We start from the raw sequence: 18396 nt of genomic DNA, 5'->3' as shown, positions 1-18396 counted from the left end.
TCCTTCCCTATTACTTCACTGACCCTAACATACCAGCTACAAAATGTTTTTGCATTATAAAAAATAAAATGGCAGCAGGAAGGGTGGCAATCACAATGGCTGTCATGATGACGCCATAGTCAGGAGAATAGCTTGATCCAAGATTGGAAATCAGCAGCGGCAGCGTCTGGTTTTCCGGAGACTGCAGCGCAACGAGCGGCCATAAATAGCTGTTCCAGCTCGCCATGAACGTAATGATGGCAGCGGCGGCATAGGTGGTTTTCATTGTCGGCACATAAATGCGGAAAAACACCCCAATCTCTGATAACCCGTCAATCCTTCCCGCCTCGAGAATATCCCTTGGAAACATTTTTGTGCTTTGGCGAAAGAAAAAGATGAGAAAAGCAGTCGTTACTGTCGGCAATATAACCGCTGCAAAGGTATCAATGCCAATCACCGGAAAGGTTTGCGAAACAGAGGCAAACATCCGGTACAAGGGCACCATGAGCGAGGCAAACGGGATCATCATGGACAGAAGCAGGATGTTAAAGACAATATCCTTCGCTTTGCTTCTGTAAATTTCAAAGCCATAGCCTGCCAATGAGGCGATAACCAGAGACAGGACTGTTGTGATAATCGAAATTTCAGCTGAGTTCATCAAGGCCCTTCCCATATCTGCCTGCTCTAAAAGATGCTGTAAGTTTTCAGCAAAGTGGCTTCCTGGAAGAAGGGTTCCTTTCGTCACATCCAGTGACTTATTCGTTGCACTGACAATCATCCATAAAAACGGGAAAACAGATACTACCGAGACGGCAATCAAAAACAGATAGCCTGCTGCTTGCTGAACTTTATGCATTTTTTTCACCCGCCGCTCTGAACTGGATAATGGAGAAGAAGACAATCAAGATCACAATCGCATAGGAAACAGTCGCTGCATAACCGAAATCAGGGGTATATTTAAACGAAATATTATAGATATACTGAGAAATGGTCATCGTCGCATTTCCCGGTCCGCCCTTTGTGATGTTCATCACTTCATCAAACAATTGAAGCGTGCCAATGGTGGAGGTAATGGTTGTGAACAGGATGATCGGCTTTAAGAGCGGAACAGTAATTTTCCAAAACTGCTGAATAGCTGATGCGCCGTCCATTCTCGCTGCTTCATATATCGATTCATCAATGTTCTGCAACGCTGATAAAAAGAAAATCATGTTATAGCCTGTCCAGCGCCATGTGATGGCTGCTATAATGGCCATCTTCGCCCAAAAAGGATCTGTGAGCCACGGAATGGGCCCTGATATCAGATGTACCTTTAATAGCAGCAGATTGATCATGCCATCATCGGCAAATAAATATTTAAAAATAACGGAATAGGCAACCAATGAAGTGACACAGGGCAAGAAAATGGCCGTACGGAAAAGCCCTTTCAGCTTTAATTTTTTATTGTTCAGCAAAACGGAAATGACCATAGCCAGGACGATCATAACCGGCACTTGCACGATGAGATAAATGACTGTATTTTTAACGGTTTCTATAAAGACAGGATCCTTAAAAAGCCTGCCGTAATTGGCCAAACCAACGAAGCTTAAATTTGTTCCTGTTCCTGTTTGCAAAGACAGCAGCAATGCCTTGATCATTGGATAAAAGTAAAACAGTCCGATCATAATCGCCGCAATCCCGATAAAGGACCATCCGATCAGCGTGCTTTTCATCTTAAGATTCCGTCCTGATTTTGAAACGGCCATATCCTGGCTTACCCGTGCTGGCATCATGTTGATCAGCTCCCTTCCTAATAAAAAGCCCCGGAGCCCTCGCCTGATGCTTTCTCAGGAAATGGAACTCGCCGGGGCTTCTGCTTCTCTTATTTCACTTGCTGCTCTGCTTGGGTTTGGGCATCTTTTAAAACTTGATCCAAGTCTTTTCCTTTTAAATAATTCTGCGCGCTGACAGCAAGAATGTCTTCAATGGCATATGTGTTTAAGCCGTAGTTGACCTGCGGGATTTTTTCCGTCCATCCTGCAAAGTCATGAATCGTTTTTTGGTTGTTAAAGAAAGGATCTGGAGCGTTATAGGCCTCTGATTTAGAAGCAGCCTTATAAGTGCCGATTGCCCCGATTTGCTTGACGATATCCTGATAGAAATCAACGTTAGATCCAAATGTTTTTGCCAGGAAATCCGCTGCCTTTTCTTTGCCTGGAATGTTCAGAACATACCAGGAGCTTCCGCCAAGGTTGGAGGCGTTAACGGAATTCGGCACACCCGCTTGTTTCGGAAGCGGCACGATCGCCCATTTGCCCGACTGGGAGGCTTCCGCTTTAATAGAAGGCGTGATCCAGTTTCCTGTTGGAACACTTGCTACATCTCCTTTATTAAAGCCTGCAACAAACTGGCTCCAGTCAGAGATCGGCTTGACAATCTTCGCATCCATTAAGGCTTTGTATGTTTTGAACGCTTCTTTTAATGATTCGTTGCCGGCGAGATCAGGAGCGCTTCCATCCTTTTTTGAATACCAGGAGCCGCTTGATTGAATCATCATTCGGATCAGCCCGAGGTCCTTTGGATCCTGTGTAAGCATATCCTTGCCGGTTGCAGCTTTTACTTTTTTACCAATTTCAATGTATTGATTCCAATCTATGTTTTGCAGGTCATCAACTGTATAGCCTGCCTTTTGTAAATAATCTTTTCTCACATAAAGTCCTGTTACACCTGTGTCAAAAGGAACGCCGTAATTTTTGCCGTTGTATGTTCCAGCTGCCACTTTATAGCTTGCAAAGTCATCTGCTTTAAAGGAGCTTGTTACATCCTTAAACATATCCGGATAGGCTTTTAAAAAGCTTTGAGAACGATAATCTTCAATTAGGACGATATTCGGCAAACCTTTTGTTGTTCCAGAGCTTAAGCTCGTGTTTAATTTTTGAACAATGTCCGCCTGCGCCATGTTGACAACATTGACCTTAAGTTTTGCGTCTGTCGATTTGTAAGCCTCTTTTGCAATTTCAAGCGCTTTGATGTTGAAATTCGGATCCCATGCCCAAATGGTGATCGTGTTTACATCCTTGGAATCTCCTGACGTTTCTTTGCTGCCGCCTGCTGAACAGGCTCCCAGTAACAGCAGTGCCAAGACAGAGAAAATGGCCAATAGCTTTTTCATCGTATCCCCCCATTTATATTGCAAACGCTTTCATATACCTATGTTAGCACCGCCTGCTTTTGGGAGGTTAGGAATATCTTTCGCTGTTCCTGCACTATTTTCATATGTCCAAAAAGCCCATTGGTAAATTTTTTGGATTTTAGGAGATTTTTTATTTTGGAGGAATAGGCAGTTCAATTCGAACCTTTGTCCCTCTGCCAAGCTCACTTGTGACAGATACGCCGAAAGGATCTCCATATATGAGCTGAATACGCTCGTGCACATTCTTAATGCCGATTCCCGAAAAAAGCTGCTGCTTTCTTTTCGTCTTTGGCAGCTCCCCCTCAGCATGGGCTTCCATGCCATCGCCGTTATCCACGACCTCGCAGATCAGCTTTTCTTCCTCCTGCCAGATAAGAATGTGAATCGTCCCTTCCTGCTTTTTGTTAAATCCATGAAAGAAGGCATTTTCCACGAAGGGCTGCAGGATTAATTTTGGAATCGGAACGTCCAGACTATCGGGGAAGGCAAAATAGTTTACTTTAATTCTGGTTCCATAGCGCTTTTGGTTAATCAAAACATAGTTCTTCAGGTTGTCCAGCTCCTGCTGAACCGTGATCGTTTCACTGACACTGCCAATCGTGTTCTGCAAAAGAGAAATCAAGGCTGAAATGGTTGCTTCCATCCCGGCCTTATCGCCAAGATGCACCATGAATTTAATGGTCGTAAGCGTGTTGTACAAAAAGTGGGGATTGATCTGCTGCTGCAGGGCGGCAAGCTCGGCATTCCGCTGCTGCTTTTGGGCGAGCAAAAGCTTGTCAACGTACTCCTTTAACTCATCCAGCATCGTATTAAATGCTTTTCCAATCTGCCTCGTTTCATAAATTCCTGACTCGGCTACATATTGAGTAAAATCCGATTTTGGAGAATTGCTGATTTGCCTGACAAGACGGGAAAGGGAATTTGTCAGCCTCCTTGAGAAGAAATACACCATTGCCAATGCGGCCAGGACGATCAGCATCACAATCATGGCAATCGCTTTTTTATCAATTAAATCGCCGATTGCTTCCTGCTTATCAACCAGGTTGATGAGATACATATTCAAGTAGGGAATTTCGTCTGCCAGCACGATCTGATCCTTCCCCCTGTAATGCTGGATCATAAATTTTTGGCCGTTTTTCTTCATTTCTTCTGAAAAGTTAAGCAGGGCTTGCTGTTTTTGCCCAATAAGCTCTGAATCACTGCTTGAAACAACGATTCCTTCCTTATTGACCAAATAAACATTGTTCCCAAGACTTGTATAACTCGAGTAAAAATTTTTGAACAGGCTTTCCGGAAGAGCAAAATACATAGAGCCGTATAACTGCCCTGAACCCCTGTCCATAAAAGCTCTCGAAGCCACAATGTACTTCCCGCTGCCGAAGCTTTGAGTACTATCATCATACTGATAGAGCAGCCATTTCGGCTTGTCCAGCGTATTCCGGGTAACAGGGTTAATTTTTAGCTGCTCATCTGTAACAGGCCAAAAGGATCGATTTGAGGCATAAACCGTACCATTTTTCCCTAAAATGAAAATGCCCAGCTGATCTGTTTGCAAAAGAGAATGAATGTACTGCATCTTCTGCCCAAGAGTGTAGTAGGCGCTCATCTTCTCCGAGTCAGAATGCTTTTCGGTAAGCATCTGCTTAATGGTTTCACTCTGCAGCAGATTGTTCGAAGCCAGTACCACCTGGTTATCAAATGACTCCAGGTTGTTTTGAATCCGATTCATGACTTTTCCGTTCATCAAGCTGTACTTTTCGATAAAAAAATTCTCCGACATGTTGATCGTTGTCCACGTAATCGTAATAGAAACCCCTATGATAATGATCACGGTAAAAAGAAACATGATGCTGAACAGCCGCACATGCCGAATGCGCTTAAGGGTTTTCATCATATGGGTTACCTGATGGCATGCTGCCTTTTGTACTTGCTCGGAGGCAGTCCTTTCACCTTTTTAAAAACCTTGCAAAAATAACTATGGTCCGAAAAACCGACGGCCTCGCTGATTTCAGAAATGGTCTTTTCATCTTCAATCAGAAGTTCAGCGGCTTTTTCAATACGAACCTTGTTAAGATATTCAATCATCCCTTCCTGCATATGGCTGGAAAAAGAGCTTGAGAGATACGAAGGGTGAAAGTGAAACTGCTTCGCAATGTCTGTTAAGGTCAGCGGCTCTGCATAATGCTCTTTAATATAAGCGGCCACTTTTTTGATTTGGCGATTTTCAGGATGGATGCCCTCTAGACTATGTTTTGCCTCTTCCAAAAAGGCGCTGAGCAGGTTAATCGTCTTCTGCGCCGTTTCTGCTTCTTCGATCTCTTTTAAATAAACATATCTAGAACTTTCAAGTTCTGCCGTATTGTATTTCATATTGCCAAGGAGAATGGTGATGGTGAAGATAATATTGGTGTAAAACGCTTTGAAGTCAGCAAGATCAATCCAGTAAGCACCTGAAAGCTTCCCGGCATGATTCTTCAGGTATTGAAAGGCATCCTCAAAGCGGCTGCGCTTTAACTCCTCTGTAAACCATTCCAAATTAAACTGTTCAACCGCTTGCTTTGCTTCAGGAAGATGAGCCTTTGTCAGCACCGCATGCCCGGGAAAATAAAAATGGGCGTTTTGCAGTTTCGGCACATTTTCCAGATAAACCTGCCGCAGCTTTGAAACGTCATGAAACGGCTCGGATAAAATAAAACGGCAGCTGGGCTCAGCAGCAGCAAAACGGCTGATTTTATCATAAACTGCTTGAAAATCGTCCGTGTTAATGAGGTATATCAGCCATTTCTGATCCGCTATAAAGGAATACCCCTCTGTTTTCAGCTCCTGAAAAATCGGCTCCAATTTCTTTTTGATTTCGTCAGGGGCGAAATCAACCCCTAATAAGCAGAAAGTATCCAGCGAAAAAGGCAATTTACCGGGCTCTGCCGTTTCATATCCTTCTATCATCCGTTGGAGCAGCTGCCCGAAGGAGCGGTTTTGCTGCACCCTGCCAGCTGAAGAATGAAACGAGGGAATTCTTCTTGAAGCTGTTCTCAACCCCTTCAGCAGGGACTGGGCATCCAATTTAGGCTTTAATATATAATCCACCGCGCCATTTTGAAAGGTGGACCGCACATAATCAAACTCTCCAAAACTGCTTAGCACGATCACTTCTATCTCCGGATACCGCTCCTTCACAAGCCTCGTCAGCTCCTCCCCGTCCATCACAGGCATGACGATATCCGTGATAATGATATGAGGACGAACCTGCTCAATCAGCTGAAGCGCCTCCTGCCCGTTGGACGCTTCCCCGGCGACCGTAAAACCTTCCCGCTCCCAATCCAAATAATGAATCATTCCTCTTCTGATTAACTGCTCGTCATCCACAATTAATACTCTGCACAGTTCTTCAGCTATCAAATTGACCCCTCCAAAAGGACTGTTTTCTTTTTATCATATACAATTTTTCGAAGAATCTGAATACGATAGCGGAACTTTACATAAAGGCAAAGAAAAAGAGAACATCATTGAATGATGCCCTCCGGGTTTTATTAATATATTGAGCTCACTTCTAATTTTCTGTTGATTTCCGCTGCAGGAGTTCGCGATTTCAAATGCAGGCTGGCGGCTGAACTATATGGCGTTAGAATTACACACCGACCCAAGAGGATTGCTGCTTTCGGAGCAGCACAATTTGGCCGAGATGATACGAATCGTGCATCATGATATTGTTGAGTAAACGCTCAATAGAGTACCTGTCAGCTGCATACGGCGCTTTTAGCTTTTCGTCGTCCAGTTCTGCAATGACTGTTCTTAATTTATTCATGACTTCATCAAGGCGCTGCACTGATTCGGACCATCCCATTTCGTCTTCTGGATCCCCCGGGTGTCCAAAGGTTTCTTCATTATCTTTTGGTTTATGCGGATTCTCTGTTCCCTTAATTCTATGGATCGCGTCTTCATTCCAAAATATCAGGTGATTGACAATCTGCCAAATTGAATTGCTGCCAGGGCTTGTCCATGCTGCTTCGGCTGCACTGACTTCATTCAGCCCCTGCTTTATGGAGGCAAACCACTCATTTTCATTGAAATGCATGTCGAGCTGCTCTAAAAACATATTGGTGATAACCTGCATAATACCCATCTCCTCACGATTTAATATCATTTTTAACAGTTGAAGAGTTCATCATTCTAACTATGTATCTAAAAAGGGATACACAAGGGGATCCAATCATCCAGCTTCAAATTTACTCCGACATTGATTTATTCGGCTCATCCAGCTGTATTCCTCCGCAGAAGGGGATTTTTTTTCAATTTTTGCTAAGCGATTAAACTGTGAATGGTCCCTCTAGGAGAGCCAACTCGCAAGTGAATAAATGGAAAAACCAAGCTAGTTATCAAAATATTATGCTAGAATTGTTAAGAAGAGAATAAAAAAAGCGAAAAGAAATCTTAAAAGACTAAATTAATTAGATCTTCGAATGGGATTCGGAGAAGATAAGGGGGTATTGTGGCAGGGCTTATACTGGATATACTGATAAGTTTATGTACATTAGGAATATCAATCTTTTCCGTTAGGATAGTCCAATTTAAAAGTAACAGCCTTAATAATATTGCTGCGATACTTGGATTAGCAGGTATAGGGCTAGCGATTGTAGGTTGTTACATTGGAGGAGGGCAATCTATACAACCATATTATTATAAAACCATCATCATACAATTTGTTATAGTTAGCCTTTTCCTTGTAATTTACCTTCTTGTAAAAAAGAAAGGATATTCTACTTTTAAAAATATCCTCTCCATTTGTTTAGTCACAGTTAATCACTTAATTTATATTTACTATATTATTGCGAGTTTTATTTATTATTAAATTATATTAATATATTGCATGTTTTTCATTTCTATTTGGACACTTAAGACCAACGATCGATATAAATAGGGGTTATTTGTATTGTTGCATGACCTAAAGACAACAAAAAAATAACCTCATATGGATATCACATCCATTGAGGTTATTTTTAATCAATCTATATTTTTAAATAAGCGAACTTTGTTTAAAGTGATTAATCTTTTTTATAAAACTACAGCTTTTTAAATAAGCTAAAACTTCTTACTCCACTGTCACACTCTTCGCCAAATTCCTCGGCTTATCAACATCACAGCCTCTGTGCAGTGCAGCAAAGTAGCTGATCAATTGAAGCGGAATAACCGCTGCAAGTGGTGAAAGAGTTGGGTGAACGGCTGGAAGAACGAAACGGTCGTCTTCCTGCTCAAGGCCCTTCATAGAGATGATGCATGGGTTTGCACCGCGTGCTGTTACTTCTTTTACGTTTCCGCGGATGCTCAGGTTGACATGTTCTTGAGTAGCAAGTGCGATAACAGGCGTTCCTTGCTCAATCAATGCAATCGTACCGTGCTTCAATTCTCCGCCTGCGAATCCTTCTGCCTGGATGTAGGAAATCTCTTTCAGTTTCAGAGCTCCTTCAAGTCCAACATAGTAGTCAACAGAGCGGCCGATGAAGAAGGCGTTGCGTGTTGTGGACAGGTACTCGCGTGCGATGTACTCCATCTCTTCTTTTTGGTCGCATAAAGCTTCCATTGCAGTTGCAACGATACCAAGCTCTTTTACAAGGTTGATTTCAGATACAAGGCCTTTTGCTTCAGCTGTTACTGCTGCCAGGATAGAAAGAACGGCAAGCTGTGCTGTGTAAGCTTTGGTAGATGCCACAGCAATTTCAGGGCCTGCATGCAATAGCAATGTGTAGTCTGCTTCGCGAGAAAGGGTAGAACCAGGTACATTTGTTACTGTCAGCGCTTTGTGGCCAAGCTCCTTCACCTGTACAAGCACAGCGCGGCTGTCTGCTGTTTCACCGCTTTGAGAGATGAATACAAACAGCGGTTTTTCAGACAATAGCGGCATGTTGTAAGAGAATTCGCTTGCTACGTGCACTTCTGTCGGTGTTTTTGCCCAAGTTTCAATGAACTGTTTGCCGACAAGTCCTGCATGGTAGCTTGTTCCGCAGGCTACGATATAGACGCGGTCTGCTTCATGCAGCGCATTTACGATTTCCGGATCTACTGTAAGCTGTTCGGATTCGTTTTGGTATTTTTGAATAATTTTACGCAAAACAAGCGGCTGCTCGTCAATTTCTTTTAACATGTAGTGAGGATATGTTCCTTTTTCAATATCGCTTGCATCAAGTTCTGCTTTGTATGGAGCGCGTTCAACGACTTCTCCGGCAAGATTCTTGATGACCACTGCTTCGCGGGTGACAAGAACGATTTCTTTGTCCATCAGCTCAACATACTGGTCCGTTACTTGAAGCATGGCCATTGCATCTGAAGCAATAACATTAAAGCCATTTCCAAGGCCGACAAGCAATGGACTTTTATTTTTCGCAACATAAATTGTATCAGGATTCTGGTTATCCAAAAGGCCGATGGCATATGAGCCCTTCAGGATGGAAAGAGTTTCGCGGAACGCTTCTTCCACTTCTTTGCCTTGATTAACCAGTTTATCAATGACTTGAACCACGATCTCTGTGTCTGTTTCACTTTTCAGTTCCACATCTTCCAGATATTCGCGTTTCAGCTGAACGTAGTTTTCAATGACACCGTTATGAACCAAAGTAAAACGCTCTGATGCGCTTTGATGCGGATGGGCATTCAGCGTACTTGGCACACCATGTGTTGCCCAGCGTGTGTGACCGATCCCAGCTGTAGCAAAGACATCATTGTTAACAATTTCACGAAGCTCTGCAATCCGGCCCTTTTCTTTGAAAACATGGACCTCTTTACCGTCTGATACAGCGATACCAGCTGAATCATATCCGCGGTACTCCAGTTTCTCAAGGCCTTTAAGCAAGATTTCCTTCGAGTCATTTTGTCCAATATATCCTACAATTCCGCACATAATAAAGTTCCTCCCAGTAGTGTGTACGGGGACAGGAAGACCGACAGTCGGGGACCTTCACATGTCCCCTCACACATGTTTAGTTTAATTAGTTGGTATCGATTGATGACCTTCCCTTTGTACGATGAGTTGCCTCAGCGTTTTAAGGAAGGACTTGCGGCTGTAACCGTTCAGCCGGGAGGTATCCGCCGAAAATTCGATAACCCTCCTCCTCGTCAACTTAAACCCATTCCGTTCGGGTAAAAGTCCAGGCGCTTTATGAAGCTCTGTAACCTCGGGTCCACCTTTCTGTATTTGACTAATGTGAAATACAAGGTTTATCTTACAATACAACAAAGAAAAACGTCAATCGTAATATTTCCTTACAAAGCTAGGATTTCACACTGTCCCGTTAGTATATGCTTCTGCAGCCAGTTCCGTGAAACCTGTCTTTCTGGAAGGACAAGATGTTTTATTCCCGATTTTTATCCCGATTAAACCTATATTTTGTGTAAATCTTTAAAGTACTGCCGCGGCACTGCTTTGCAAGGGGCATTTTGCCTGGCAAAGGGTCTTGCTTTTTCTTTTAAAAAAGGGAGAATGGACGGGCGAAATTCCCATAATTCCCATTTAAAAAAGGAAGAGAGCGGGACAGGCCCGCTCTGTGTGCTTCCACTTATTCAATTCCCATTTCTTCTTTTACTACAGCAGCGATCCGGTCAACATAGCCGCGGCACTGCTCTTCTGTCGGCGCTTCTGCCATTACTCTTACAAGAGGCTCTGTGCCTGAAGGCCGAACCAAAATGCGTCCGTCTCCGTTCATTTCTTTCTCTACCTCTTCAATAACCGCTTTTACTTTTTCATTTTCGGTTACATGGTATTTATCAGATACTCTCACATTAACAAGGATCTGAGGGAATTTTTTCATTTCTCCTGCAAGCTCAGACAGGGGCTTTCCTGTTGCCTTCATAATATTCACCAGCTGAATAGCCGTAAGAAGGCCGTCACCGGTTGTATTATAGTCAAGGAAGATAATATGCCCTGACTGCTCTCCGCCAAGATTGTACTGGTTCTGCTTCATTTCTTCTACTACATAGCGGTCGCCGACAGCAGTCTGAATGCTCTTGATGCCTGCTGCTTCAAGTCCTTTATAGAAGCCAAGATTGCTCATCACAGTTGAAACAACAGTATCCTGGTTAAGCTGGGACTGATCTTTCAAGTGCTTTGCGCATATGTACATGATTTGATCGCCATCAACGATCTCGCCTTTTTCATCCACTGCAATCAGTCTGTCGCCGTCTCCGTCAAAAGCAAGACCGACGTCTGCTCCTTTTTCCTTCAGAAAGGCAGCGAGTGCTTCAGGATGCGTAGAGCCTACTCCATCGTTGATATTCAGTCCGTTTGGAGATGTGCCCATTGTGGAAACATCCGCTTCAAGATCCGCGAATAAATGTGTCGCAAGAGATGAAGTCGCACCGTGTGCACAGTCGAGCGCAACATGGATGTCTGTGAAATCTTCATCTACTGTCTGCTTAAGGAACTGCAGGTATTTCTGGCCGCCTTCAAAATAATCATTCACCTGGCCTAGGTCTTTTCCGACAGGTCTTGGCAGACCGTCATCTTCTTGATCCATCAATCCTTCAATTTCAAGCTCCTGGCTGTCAGACAGCTTAAAGCCGTCAGGGCCGAAGAACTTAATGCCGTTATCCTGAACCGGGTTGTGAGAGGCTGAAATCATAACGCCTGCCTGAGCGCCAAGTGCCTTCGTCAAGTAGGACACTCCTGGAGTAGAAATAACGCCTAAACGCATGACCTCTGCTCCAATGGAAAGCAGACCCGCAACAAGCGCACCCTCAAGCATATGTCCTGAAACGCGCGTGTCACGGCCGATAATAACTTTCGGACGGTCTTTGTCCTTTGTCAGCACATAGCCGCCGAAGCGTCCGATCTTAAAAGCCAGCTCAGGTGTCAGCTCGCTGTTTGCCACTCCTCTTACTCCATCTGTTCCAAAATACTTGCCCATTTTAGAATCGCTCCTTTTATCTGTTCATCAAGATTGTGAAGAATCTGTCTGCTGTGTAGATATTTGAATTTTCGCTTCTTCCTGGGAAAGCTTCCAGGATGCCGTTTTAGGTCCGGATGCATTGATTTTCACTGTATGATCACCATCTTCAAGTCCTGATGCGTCAATGGAAAGACTGAAATCGGCTGAGGATATTTTATTCAGCTCGCTTGCTGTTCCTGTTACAGTTATATCTTCGGCATCAACAGAAGGACTGATGTAATCCAGCGTTTTGTCAGACTCGAGTCCTGTTGTTTTAATAGGGATGCCTTTTAAAACCTTTGTCTCCTGTTTTTCTGCCTGTGCCGGGACGTCTCCTTCTGCCTGCTGTTTGTCAACGGTTACCCTCACCTTAATCTGCTTTGGGTAAACTTCAGTGGCCCCGTCAGGAACCGGTACATCAAGCGTTACTGTTGCATTATCCGTAATGCCGCTCACATCAAGCGGAATATCATCAATCTTTTTCAGGTCACTCAGTACCTTTTCAGGACCATATGCCGTGATTTGATCCGTCTCAGCCTTTATCTCTTTAATGGTAATTCCGTCCTTAGGAGTGCCGCTCTGTACGATGCTGACCGGCAGCTGTTTTCCAGGACTGGAAACCGGTACCGTAATGGAAACAGATGATGGAGAAACCTTTGTTGCAGGAACAATATTGCCATTTTTATCATACAGCGTAATATCGGCTGTCTGAGAAATGTCATCCTTTGCCCCTTGCAGATTCACTCTTGCCTTTACTTCTGCAATCCGTTCAATGTCCCGCTCAGGGCCGGTTACTTCGACTGTTTTTGGCTTTACTGCAGGAGTACCTGCTTCATAGCCGGGTGAGATCTGGTCTGCATTCACTATGTCAACCTGCACAGGGAATGATTTCGTAACCTTTCTCTCAATCGTGACAGAAACATCCGAAGGGTTCATATCCATTTTCAAGTTAGGGTTAAGATTTCTGTATTTCAGCTTAATTTTATGAGTTCCCTGTTTTAAATCCTCAAGATCAGCATACACTTCAAAATCCTTTTGCACAGACGATTTTGTGACATCGCTGATCGGTCCTTTGAGTGTAACGGCTGTTTCACTCGGAAGGTTGTACACAATATAGCGTTCATCGTCATATACAGCTTTAATTGGGATGCCTGTGACCACTCGTTCTGTATAGGATGCAGGGTCTGCGCTTTTGCCGCTCTGCTGCTGAACCTCGCCTCTTTCCTGCTGCTGGGTTCTTGGCACAAGCGGATTGGTATTCTCAGGGGCAGATATGTACAGCAGGAGTGCAAGGAACAGCGCAATGATCCTGACAAACCAGTTGTTATTGATCCACCTATCCATTTCTCTTCCTCCTCCATTGCCAGCGGGCTGAGGAAGAAGAACTGTCTTCTGTTAACAGTTCTCTTAGCGCTTGATCATCCAATTCCTTATGCAGCTCGCCGTTGATTGCTACTGAGACATTGCCTGTTTCCTCTGAAACGACAATCGTCACGCTGTCAGTAACCTCGCTGATGCCGACTGCAGCTCGATGGCGGGTACCTAAATCCTTTGAAATAAAAGGACTCTCCGAAAGCGGCAAATAGCACGCTGCGGCCGCTACCTGACCTTTTTGCAGAATAACCGCTCCGTCATGGAGAGGAGTATTCGGAATAAAGATATTAATCAGCAGCTCAGAAGACACATTAGCGTTCATTGGTATACCGGTTTCTATGTAATCGCTCATCCCGGTATCTTTTTCTATTGTCATTAATGCACCGATTCTCCGCTTCGCCATATAGGAGGTTGCTTTCACAATGGCTTCAACGGTTTGCTGCTGCAGTTCCTCCTGAGGAACCCCATTCCGGGAAAAGAGGCTTCCCCTGCCAAGCTGCTCCAATGCTCTCCGAAGTTCAGGCTGAAAAATGATGATGATCGCCAGAAAACCCCATGTTATCGCCTGGTCCATTAACCAGCTCAAGGTATTAAGCCCAAGAGTGGAGCTAAGGAATTTAACGAGTACAATGACCGTTATTCCTTTTAGAAGCTGGACGGCTTTGGTTCCCCGTATAACCATTATCAATTTATAAATAACGAACCAAACAAGGAGAATATCAACGGCATTGACGAGGTAATGCAGTATCGGGTTCGCCTCAAATACTGTTGCCATTCTCGTTCCTCCATAAGTTCAAATAAATTCATTTCTCACCAACTACCCCATTATAGCACATTTCCAGAGATGGATAGAAATGCGGAAAAAGGCCTGGTGAAAAGGCCTTTTCTGCTTAATGAAACATGGCTGCTGTTTCTTTTTCCGCTGACTTGATTCTGTACCAGAGCCATTCAAAAAGTTCGTCTACATCTTCCATTTTGCCGGTAACCCGGCCCGCTGACGCTTTATATTCTTCGCCATTTATAACCGTTACATTCCCGTCAACAGTGCCTTCAATCCGCAGCATGCCATTTTTCACCGTCACATCGCCTTTTACTGTTTCGCCTTCCGGAACGGTAACAACCTTGTTTTTCACTAAAAGATTCGGCTGCTTGCTTACACTGAAATGGTGGTCATCCGACCAGGCTGAAAGAAAGCTTGCCGCCATGAAAAAGAGAAACAGGGAAGCAGCTGACAAAATCGGATGATTTTTCAGCCAGATCACCGCCCCGCTTCTTTCTTTATGTTGTGGAAGACCGCTCATCACAGTATGAGTAAAGCTATCAGGAGCTGCAAAAGCAGAACGGGCATATTCTACTAGAGCGATCGTCCTCTTCAATTCTGCAAAATGAAGGGTACAGGGCCCGCAGCTTCGCAAGTGGCGGTGAAGGGTTTTTCTCTCCTCTTCGGTAATCTCTTCATCCAGTTCTTTATGCATAAGGGGAACGATCTCTTTCAAGCAGCTCACTTTTTCTTCACCTCAATCATAAATGCCTCAGCCTCTTTCTTAATGCTTCCCTTCCTCTGTGTATTCTTGTTTTCACGGTTCCAACCGGGATATTGAGAATTTCACTGATTTCATTTAATGACAGTTCATCCAGGTATTTTAAAATAATCGCACTTCGGTATTTTTCCGGAAGCGCCATAATTTCATTATGAATAGCTGACGCCATCTCTCTCGACTCTGCTTCATCCTCCGGAAGAGCAATGTCTGCAGCAACCTGAGAGTACATCGTAAGCCCTTCTGTACCCGCAATTTCCTGGTCCAAGTAAAAGTCAGGCTTCTTTTTCCTCAGCCTGTCGATCGACAGATTCGTCGCGATCCGGTAGAGCCAGGTAGAGAATTTCTTTTCCATCTTAAATGTATGAAGATTAATATAGGCTTTAATAAAAGCTTCCTGTGCCATATCCTCTGCTTCGTGAACATTTCCAAGCATCCTGTAGCACAGCAGAAAAATTTTGTCTTTATAAAGGCTGACAATTTCAGCAAATGCGTTCTTGTCGCCCTTTTTCACCTGTAATATACGAGCCTTAACTAAATTTTCCATTTTTATTGCCCTCATCTCTTAGCGGGTCTGTTTGTATACGATTTTCATATAAAATAGTTTCAAGGTATTATAGAAATATTTTAACAAATTATGGTGAGGGGCGGAGACTGAAATTATTACTCCTTTGTGAAGGAAATGGCGGAAAATGCTGGAGATTTTCAATATAAAGCAAAAAGCCTTGGCTTAAAGCCAGGCTTTTATTCATTACAGCAGTTTTTCTCCGAAAAGAGAACCCATAAGAGCAACGGCTACAGTTGCTGTTTTGTTCCGTTCATCCAAGATCGGATTCACTTCAACAAATTCAGCAGAAGTAATAATGCCGGCTTCCGCAAGCATCTCCATGGCAAGATGGCTTTCCCTGTAGCTGATGCCGCCGATAACAGGGGTTCCAACACCTGGAGCATCAAGCGGATCAAGCCCGTCAAGGTCCAGGGACAGATGAACACCGTCTGTTTTGTCCTTCAAATAGCGGATGGCATCCTCCATCACAGCGGTCATGCCGAGCCTGTCTATTTCGTGCATGGTGTATACTTTGATGCCATGCTTTTTAATCAGCTCGCGTTCTCCTTCATCAAGTGAGCGGGCCCCGATAATCACAACATTCTCAGGCTTGATTTTCGGTCCCGCCCCCGCTATCTCCGTAAGGGTTTTATCACCCCATCCAAGGCTGACAGCGAGCGGCATGCCATGAATATTCCCTGATGGAGAAGTTTCCTCTGTATTTAAATCGCCATGGGCATCATACCAGATGACGCCGAGGTTCTGATAATGCTTCGCTACCCCTGCCAGTGTCCCAATTGCAATGCTGTGGTCTCCTCCGAATACAAGCGGAAAAGAACCGTCTGCAATCACATGGTCAATTTTCGCTGCCAGCTGCTCGCTTGCTTCTGCGACCGCTTTCAAATTTTTCAGCTTGTGATTCAATTCTTCGCTGTTTCTTTCCCTTTTCCCTATTTGAATGTCGCCTAAGTCCTCAATCGTAAAATCAAGTCTTTCCAAAAGCTCTGCAGCCCCCGCATAACGAATAGCACTTGGCCCCATATCAACCCCGCGCCTTGTCTGCCCTAAATCCATCGGAACACCGATGATCGAAATTTTAGTTGTCATATTTCTAAACCCTCCTCTTACCTTTGTATAACAATTTTAACTATTCTGAGGGCTTTGACTCAACTCGACAAAAATATGTATAAACATACAGAGAGTGCAGGGCATTACAGCCCTGCACTCTTGTTTAGCCGCCATACTCTGCCGATTTGTTCTGCTGCTCTTTTTATATTTGAACGCGCTACTTCTGGATCCAGGGCTGTCTCAAGATCAACAGGGCCGCTTACTATAGAAAAAAAGGCTGTCACTCCTGCCTCGTAAAGTGCTGCTCCCCCTTCCGAAACATCACCGGCAAGAGCAATCACTGGAATATTTTTTTCTTTTGCCAGCTGAGCAATCCCTGCCGGTGCCTTTCCCATGGACGTCTGCCCGTCAAGCTTGCCTTCCCCTGTAATCACAAGTTCTGTTTTTAATAGTTTTTCCTTTAATTTTGTCTGCTCTAAAATTAATGAAATGCCTGACTCAAGTTCTGCGTCCAAGAACCCGGCGAATGCTGCTCCCAGGCCTCCTGCTGCCCCTGCACCCCTTATCTCCTGCAGGTTTATCTGCAGCTGGGAAAGGACTGCCTGCGCAAAGTGCTCCAGCCCTTTATCAAGTTCCAGCACCATTTCCGGATCCGCTCCTTTTTGAGGAGCAAAAACATGTGCAGCCCCCTGCATTCCGTATAATGGGTTGGTAACATCGCACGCTACCCGAAACTTAATGTCTTTTAGCCTTTCTGAAACTCCGCTGTCATCAATTTCCGAGATGCGAATCAGCTCTTTCCCCCCAAAGCGGACATCCTCGCCGTTATCATCCAAAAACCGGTACCCAAGCGCTTGAAGCATGCCAATTCCTGCATCATTGGTTGCACTCCCGCCAAGGCCTACAATAATTTCAGTGCATCCTTTCTCAATGACCTCATGAATCAGCTCGCCAAGACCAAAGGCAGTCGCTTCCATCGGATTCCGTTCATCCCTTTTTAAAAGAGGCAGCCCGCAAGCTTCAGCAGCTTCAATCACTCCTGTCCTGCCTCCTCCGAGTATTCCGTACCTTGCCTTCACTATTTTCCCGAGCGGCCCAGTTACTTCTGCTTCAAAAAACTGGCCATCTGCCGCATAGACAAGCGCTTCTACAGTCCCTTCCCCTCCATCTGCTACCGGAACGGTTTCTATCCTAAAGCGAGAGTCAGCTTGCAAAAATCCTTCCTCACATGCTTTATTAGCTTCAATTGAGGATAGACTGCCTTTAAGAGAGTCCATTGCGATTAGAATGTTCATAGCGGTGCCTCCTTCAATATTTATAAATTTACTTTCCTGAATATATCTTTAGCAAGCTTATCATTTTATCAAAGGCTATGTTGGCATTAGGAAGGAACTGCTAATTGATTAATGCGAAAGGCAATCGGCGGGAAGTGAAATGAGATGAAATGCATAAACATCAAACCTTATATGATTTTATTGTATGGTGATATAAAACAACAAAAAAAAGAGCCCTATAAAAGGACTCTTTTTTTAAAAGATGGAGCCTAGCGGGATCGAACCGCTGACCTCCTGCGTGCAAAGCAGGCGCTCTCCCAGCTGAGCTAAGGCCCCATGGAGCGGAAGACGGGATTCGAACCCGCGACCCCCACCTTGGCAAGGTGATGTTCTACCACTGAACTACTTCCGCTCGGAATAGAATGAAAAGATGCGGATGAAGGGACTTGAACCCCCACGTCCTTAACGGACACTAGAGCCTGATTCTAGCGCGTCTGCCAATTCCGCCACATCCGCATATAAAAAATAG

General features: G+C 44.3%; 14 protein-coding genes and 3 tRNA genes. All 17 read right to left on the bottom strand.

Annotated features, from left to right (window positions below; genetic code table 11):
- Positions 1 to 10: 10 nt before the first annotated feature.
- Positions 11 to 835 (bottom strand): carbohydrate ABC transporter permease, encoded by an 825-nt coding sequence (locus LRR81_RS17320; protein ID WP_231790655.1) that lies wholly within the window; start codon positions 833 to 835, stop codon positions 11 to 13.
- Entirely contained in the window at positions 828 to 1691 is an 864-nt protein-coding gene (locus tag LRR81_RS17315) for a carbohydrate ABC transporter permease (RefSeq protein WP_408631621.1), read from the bottom strand. The genes LRR81_RS17320 and LRR81_RS17315 overlap by 8 nt, the downstream gene beginning before the upstream one ends.
- 149 nt (positions 1692 to 1840) lie before the next feature.
- Entirely contained in the window at positions 1841 to 3130 is a 1290-nt protein-coding gene (locus LRR81_RS17310) for an ABC transporter substrate-binding protein (protein ID WP_231790653.1), read from the bottom strand.
- Positions 3131 to 3281: 151 nt separating this feature from the next.
- Positions 3282 to 5045 carry a sensor histidine kinase gene (locus LRR81_RS17305; protein ID WP_231790652.1) on the bottom strand — a complete coding sequence of 588 codons (1764 nt, stop codon included), beginning with the start codon at positions 5043 to 5045 and terminating at the stop codon, positions 3282 to 3284.
- 5 nt (positions 5046 to 5050) lie between these two features.
- Positions 5051 to 6550 (bottom strand): response regulator, encoded by a 1500-nt coding sequence (locus tag LRR81_RS17300; RefSeq protein WP_231790651.1) that lies wholly within the window; start codon positions 6548 to 6550, stop codon positions 5051 to 5053.
- Positions 6551 to 6779: 229 nt separating this feature from the next.
- Positions 6780 to 7265, bottom strand: a complete 486-nt coding sequence (locus LRR81_RS17295) for a DinB family protein (protein ID WP_231790650.1) — start codon at positions 7263 to 7265, stop codon at positions 6780 to 6782.
- A 975-nt stretch (positions 7266 to 8240) separates the two neighbouring features.
- The gene (glmS, locus tag LRR81_RS17290) at positions 8241 to 10043 is read right to left on the bottom strand and encodes a glutamine--fructose-6-phosphate transaminase (isomerizing) (protein ID WP_231790649.1); all 1803 of its coding nucleotides are present in this window, start codon (positions 10041 to 10043) and stop codon (positions 8241 to 8243) included.
- A gap of 655 nt (positions 10044 to 10698) precedes the next feature.
- Complete coding sequence (gene glmM, locus LRR81_RS17285) at positions 10699 to 12045, bottom strand: phosphoglucosamine mutase (RefSeq protein WP_231790648.1); 1347 nt, start codon at positions 12043 to 12045, stop codon at positions 10699 to 10701.
- 27 nt (positions 12046 to 12072) lie between these two features.
- Positions 12073 to 13410: a CdaR family protein gene (locus LRR81_RS17280; RefSeq protein WP_231790647.1), complete on the bottom strand. Its 1338-nt coding sequence runs from the start codon at positions 13408 to 13410 to the stop codon at positions 12073 to 12075.
- Positions 13403 to 14215, bottom strand: a complete 813-nt coding sequence (cdaA, locus tag LRR81_RS17275) for a diadenylate cyclase CdaA (protein ID WP_231790646.1) — start codon at positions 14213 to 14215, stop codon at positions 13403 to 13405. The genes LRR81_RS17280 and cdaA overlap by 8 nt, the downstream gene beginning before the upstream one ends.
- A gap of 115 nt (positions 14216 to 14330) precedes the next feature.
- Positions 14331 to 14945, bottom strand: a complete 615-nt coding sequence (locus LRR81_RS17270) for a zf-HC2 domain-containing protein (RefSeq protein ID WP_231790645.1) — start codon at positions 14943 to 14945, stop codon at positions 14331 to 14333.
- Positions 14946 to 14961: 16 nt separating this feature from the next.
- The gene (sigW, locus tag LRR81_RS17265; protein ID WP_231790644.1) at positions 14962 to 15525 is read right to left on the bottom strand and encodes an RNA polymerase sigma factor SigW; all 564 of its coding nucleotides are present in this window, start codon (positions 15523 to 15525) and stop codon (positions 14962 to 14964) included.
- A gap of 204 nt (positions 15526 to 15729) precedes the next feature.
- The gene (rocF, locus tag LRR81_RS17260; protein ID WP_231790643.1) at positions 15730 to 16632 is read right to left on the bottom strand and encodes an arginase; all 903 of its coding nucleotides are present in this window, start codon (positions 16630 to 16632) and stop codon (positions 15730 to 15732) included.
- A 104-nt stretch (positions 16633 to 16736) separates the two neighbouring features.
- The gene (locus LRR81_RS17255; protein WP_231790642.1) at positions 16737 to 17888 is read right to left on the bottom strand and encodes a glycerate kinase family protein; all 1152 of its coding nucleotides are present in this window, start codon (positions 17886 to 17888) and stop codon (positions 16737 to 16739) included.
- Positions 17889 to 18130: 242 nt separating this feature from the next.
- Positions 18131 to 18203: transfer RNA gene (locus LRR81_RS17250), tRNA-Ala, on the bottom strand.
- Position 18204: 1 nt separating this feature from the next.
- Positions 18205 to 18279: transfer RNA gene (locus tag LRR81_RS17245), tRNA-Gly, on the bottom strand.
- 19 nt (positions 18280 to 18298) lie between these two features.
- Positions 18299 to 18383 (bottom strand) — tRNA-Leu (locus LRR81_RS17240).
- Between the last annotated feature and the right edge of the window lie 13 nt (positions 18384 to 18396).

The organism is Metabacillus kandeliae (genome assembly GCF_021166585.1).
GTDB lineage: Bacteria > Bacillota > Bacilli > Bacillales > Bacillaceae > Metabacillus_B > Metabacillus_B kandeliae.
The sequence above is the reverse complement of the archived record's forward strand: the minus strand, read 5'-3'. Positions and strand labels throughout refer to the sequence as shown.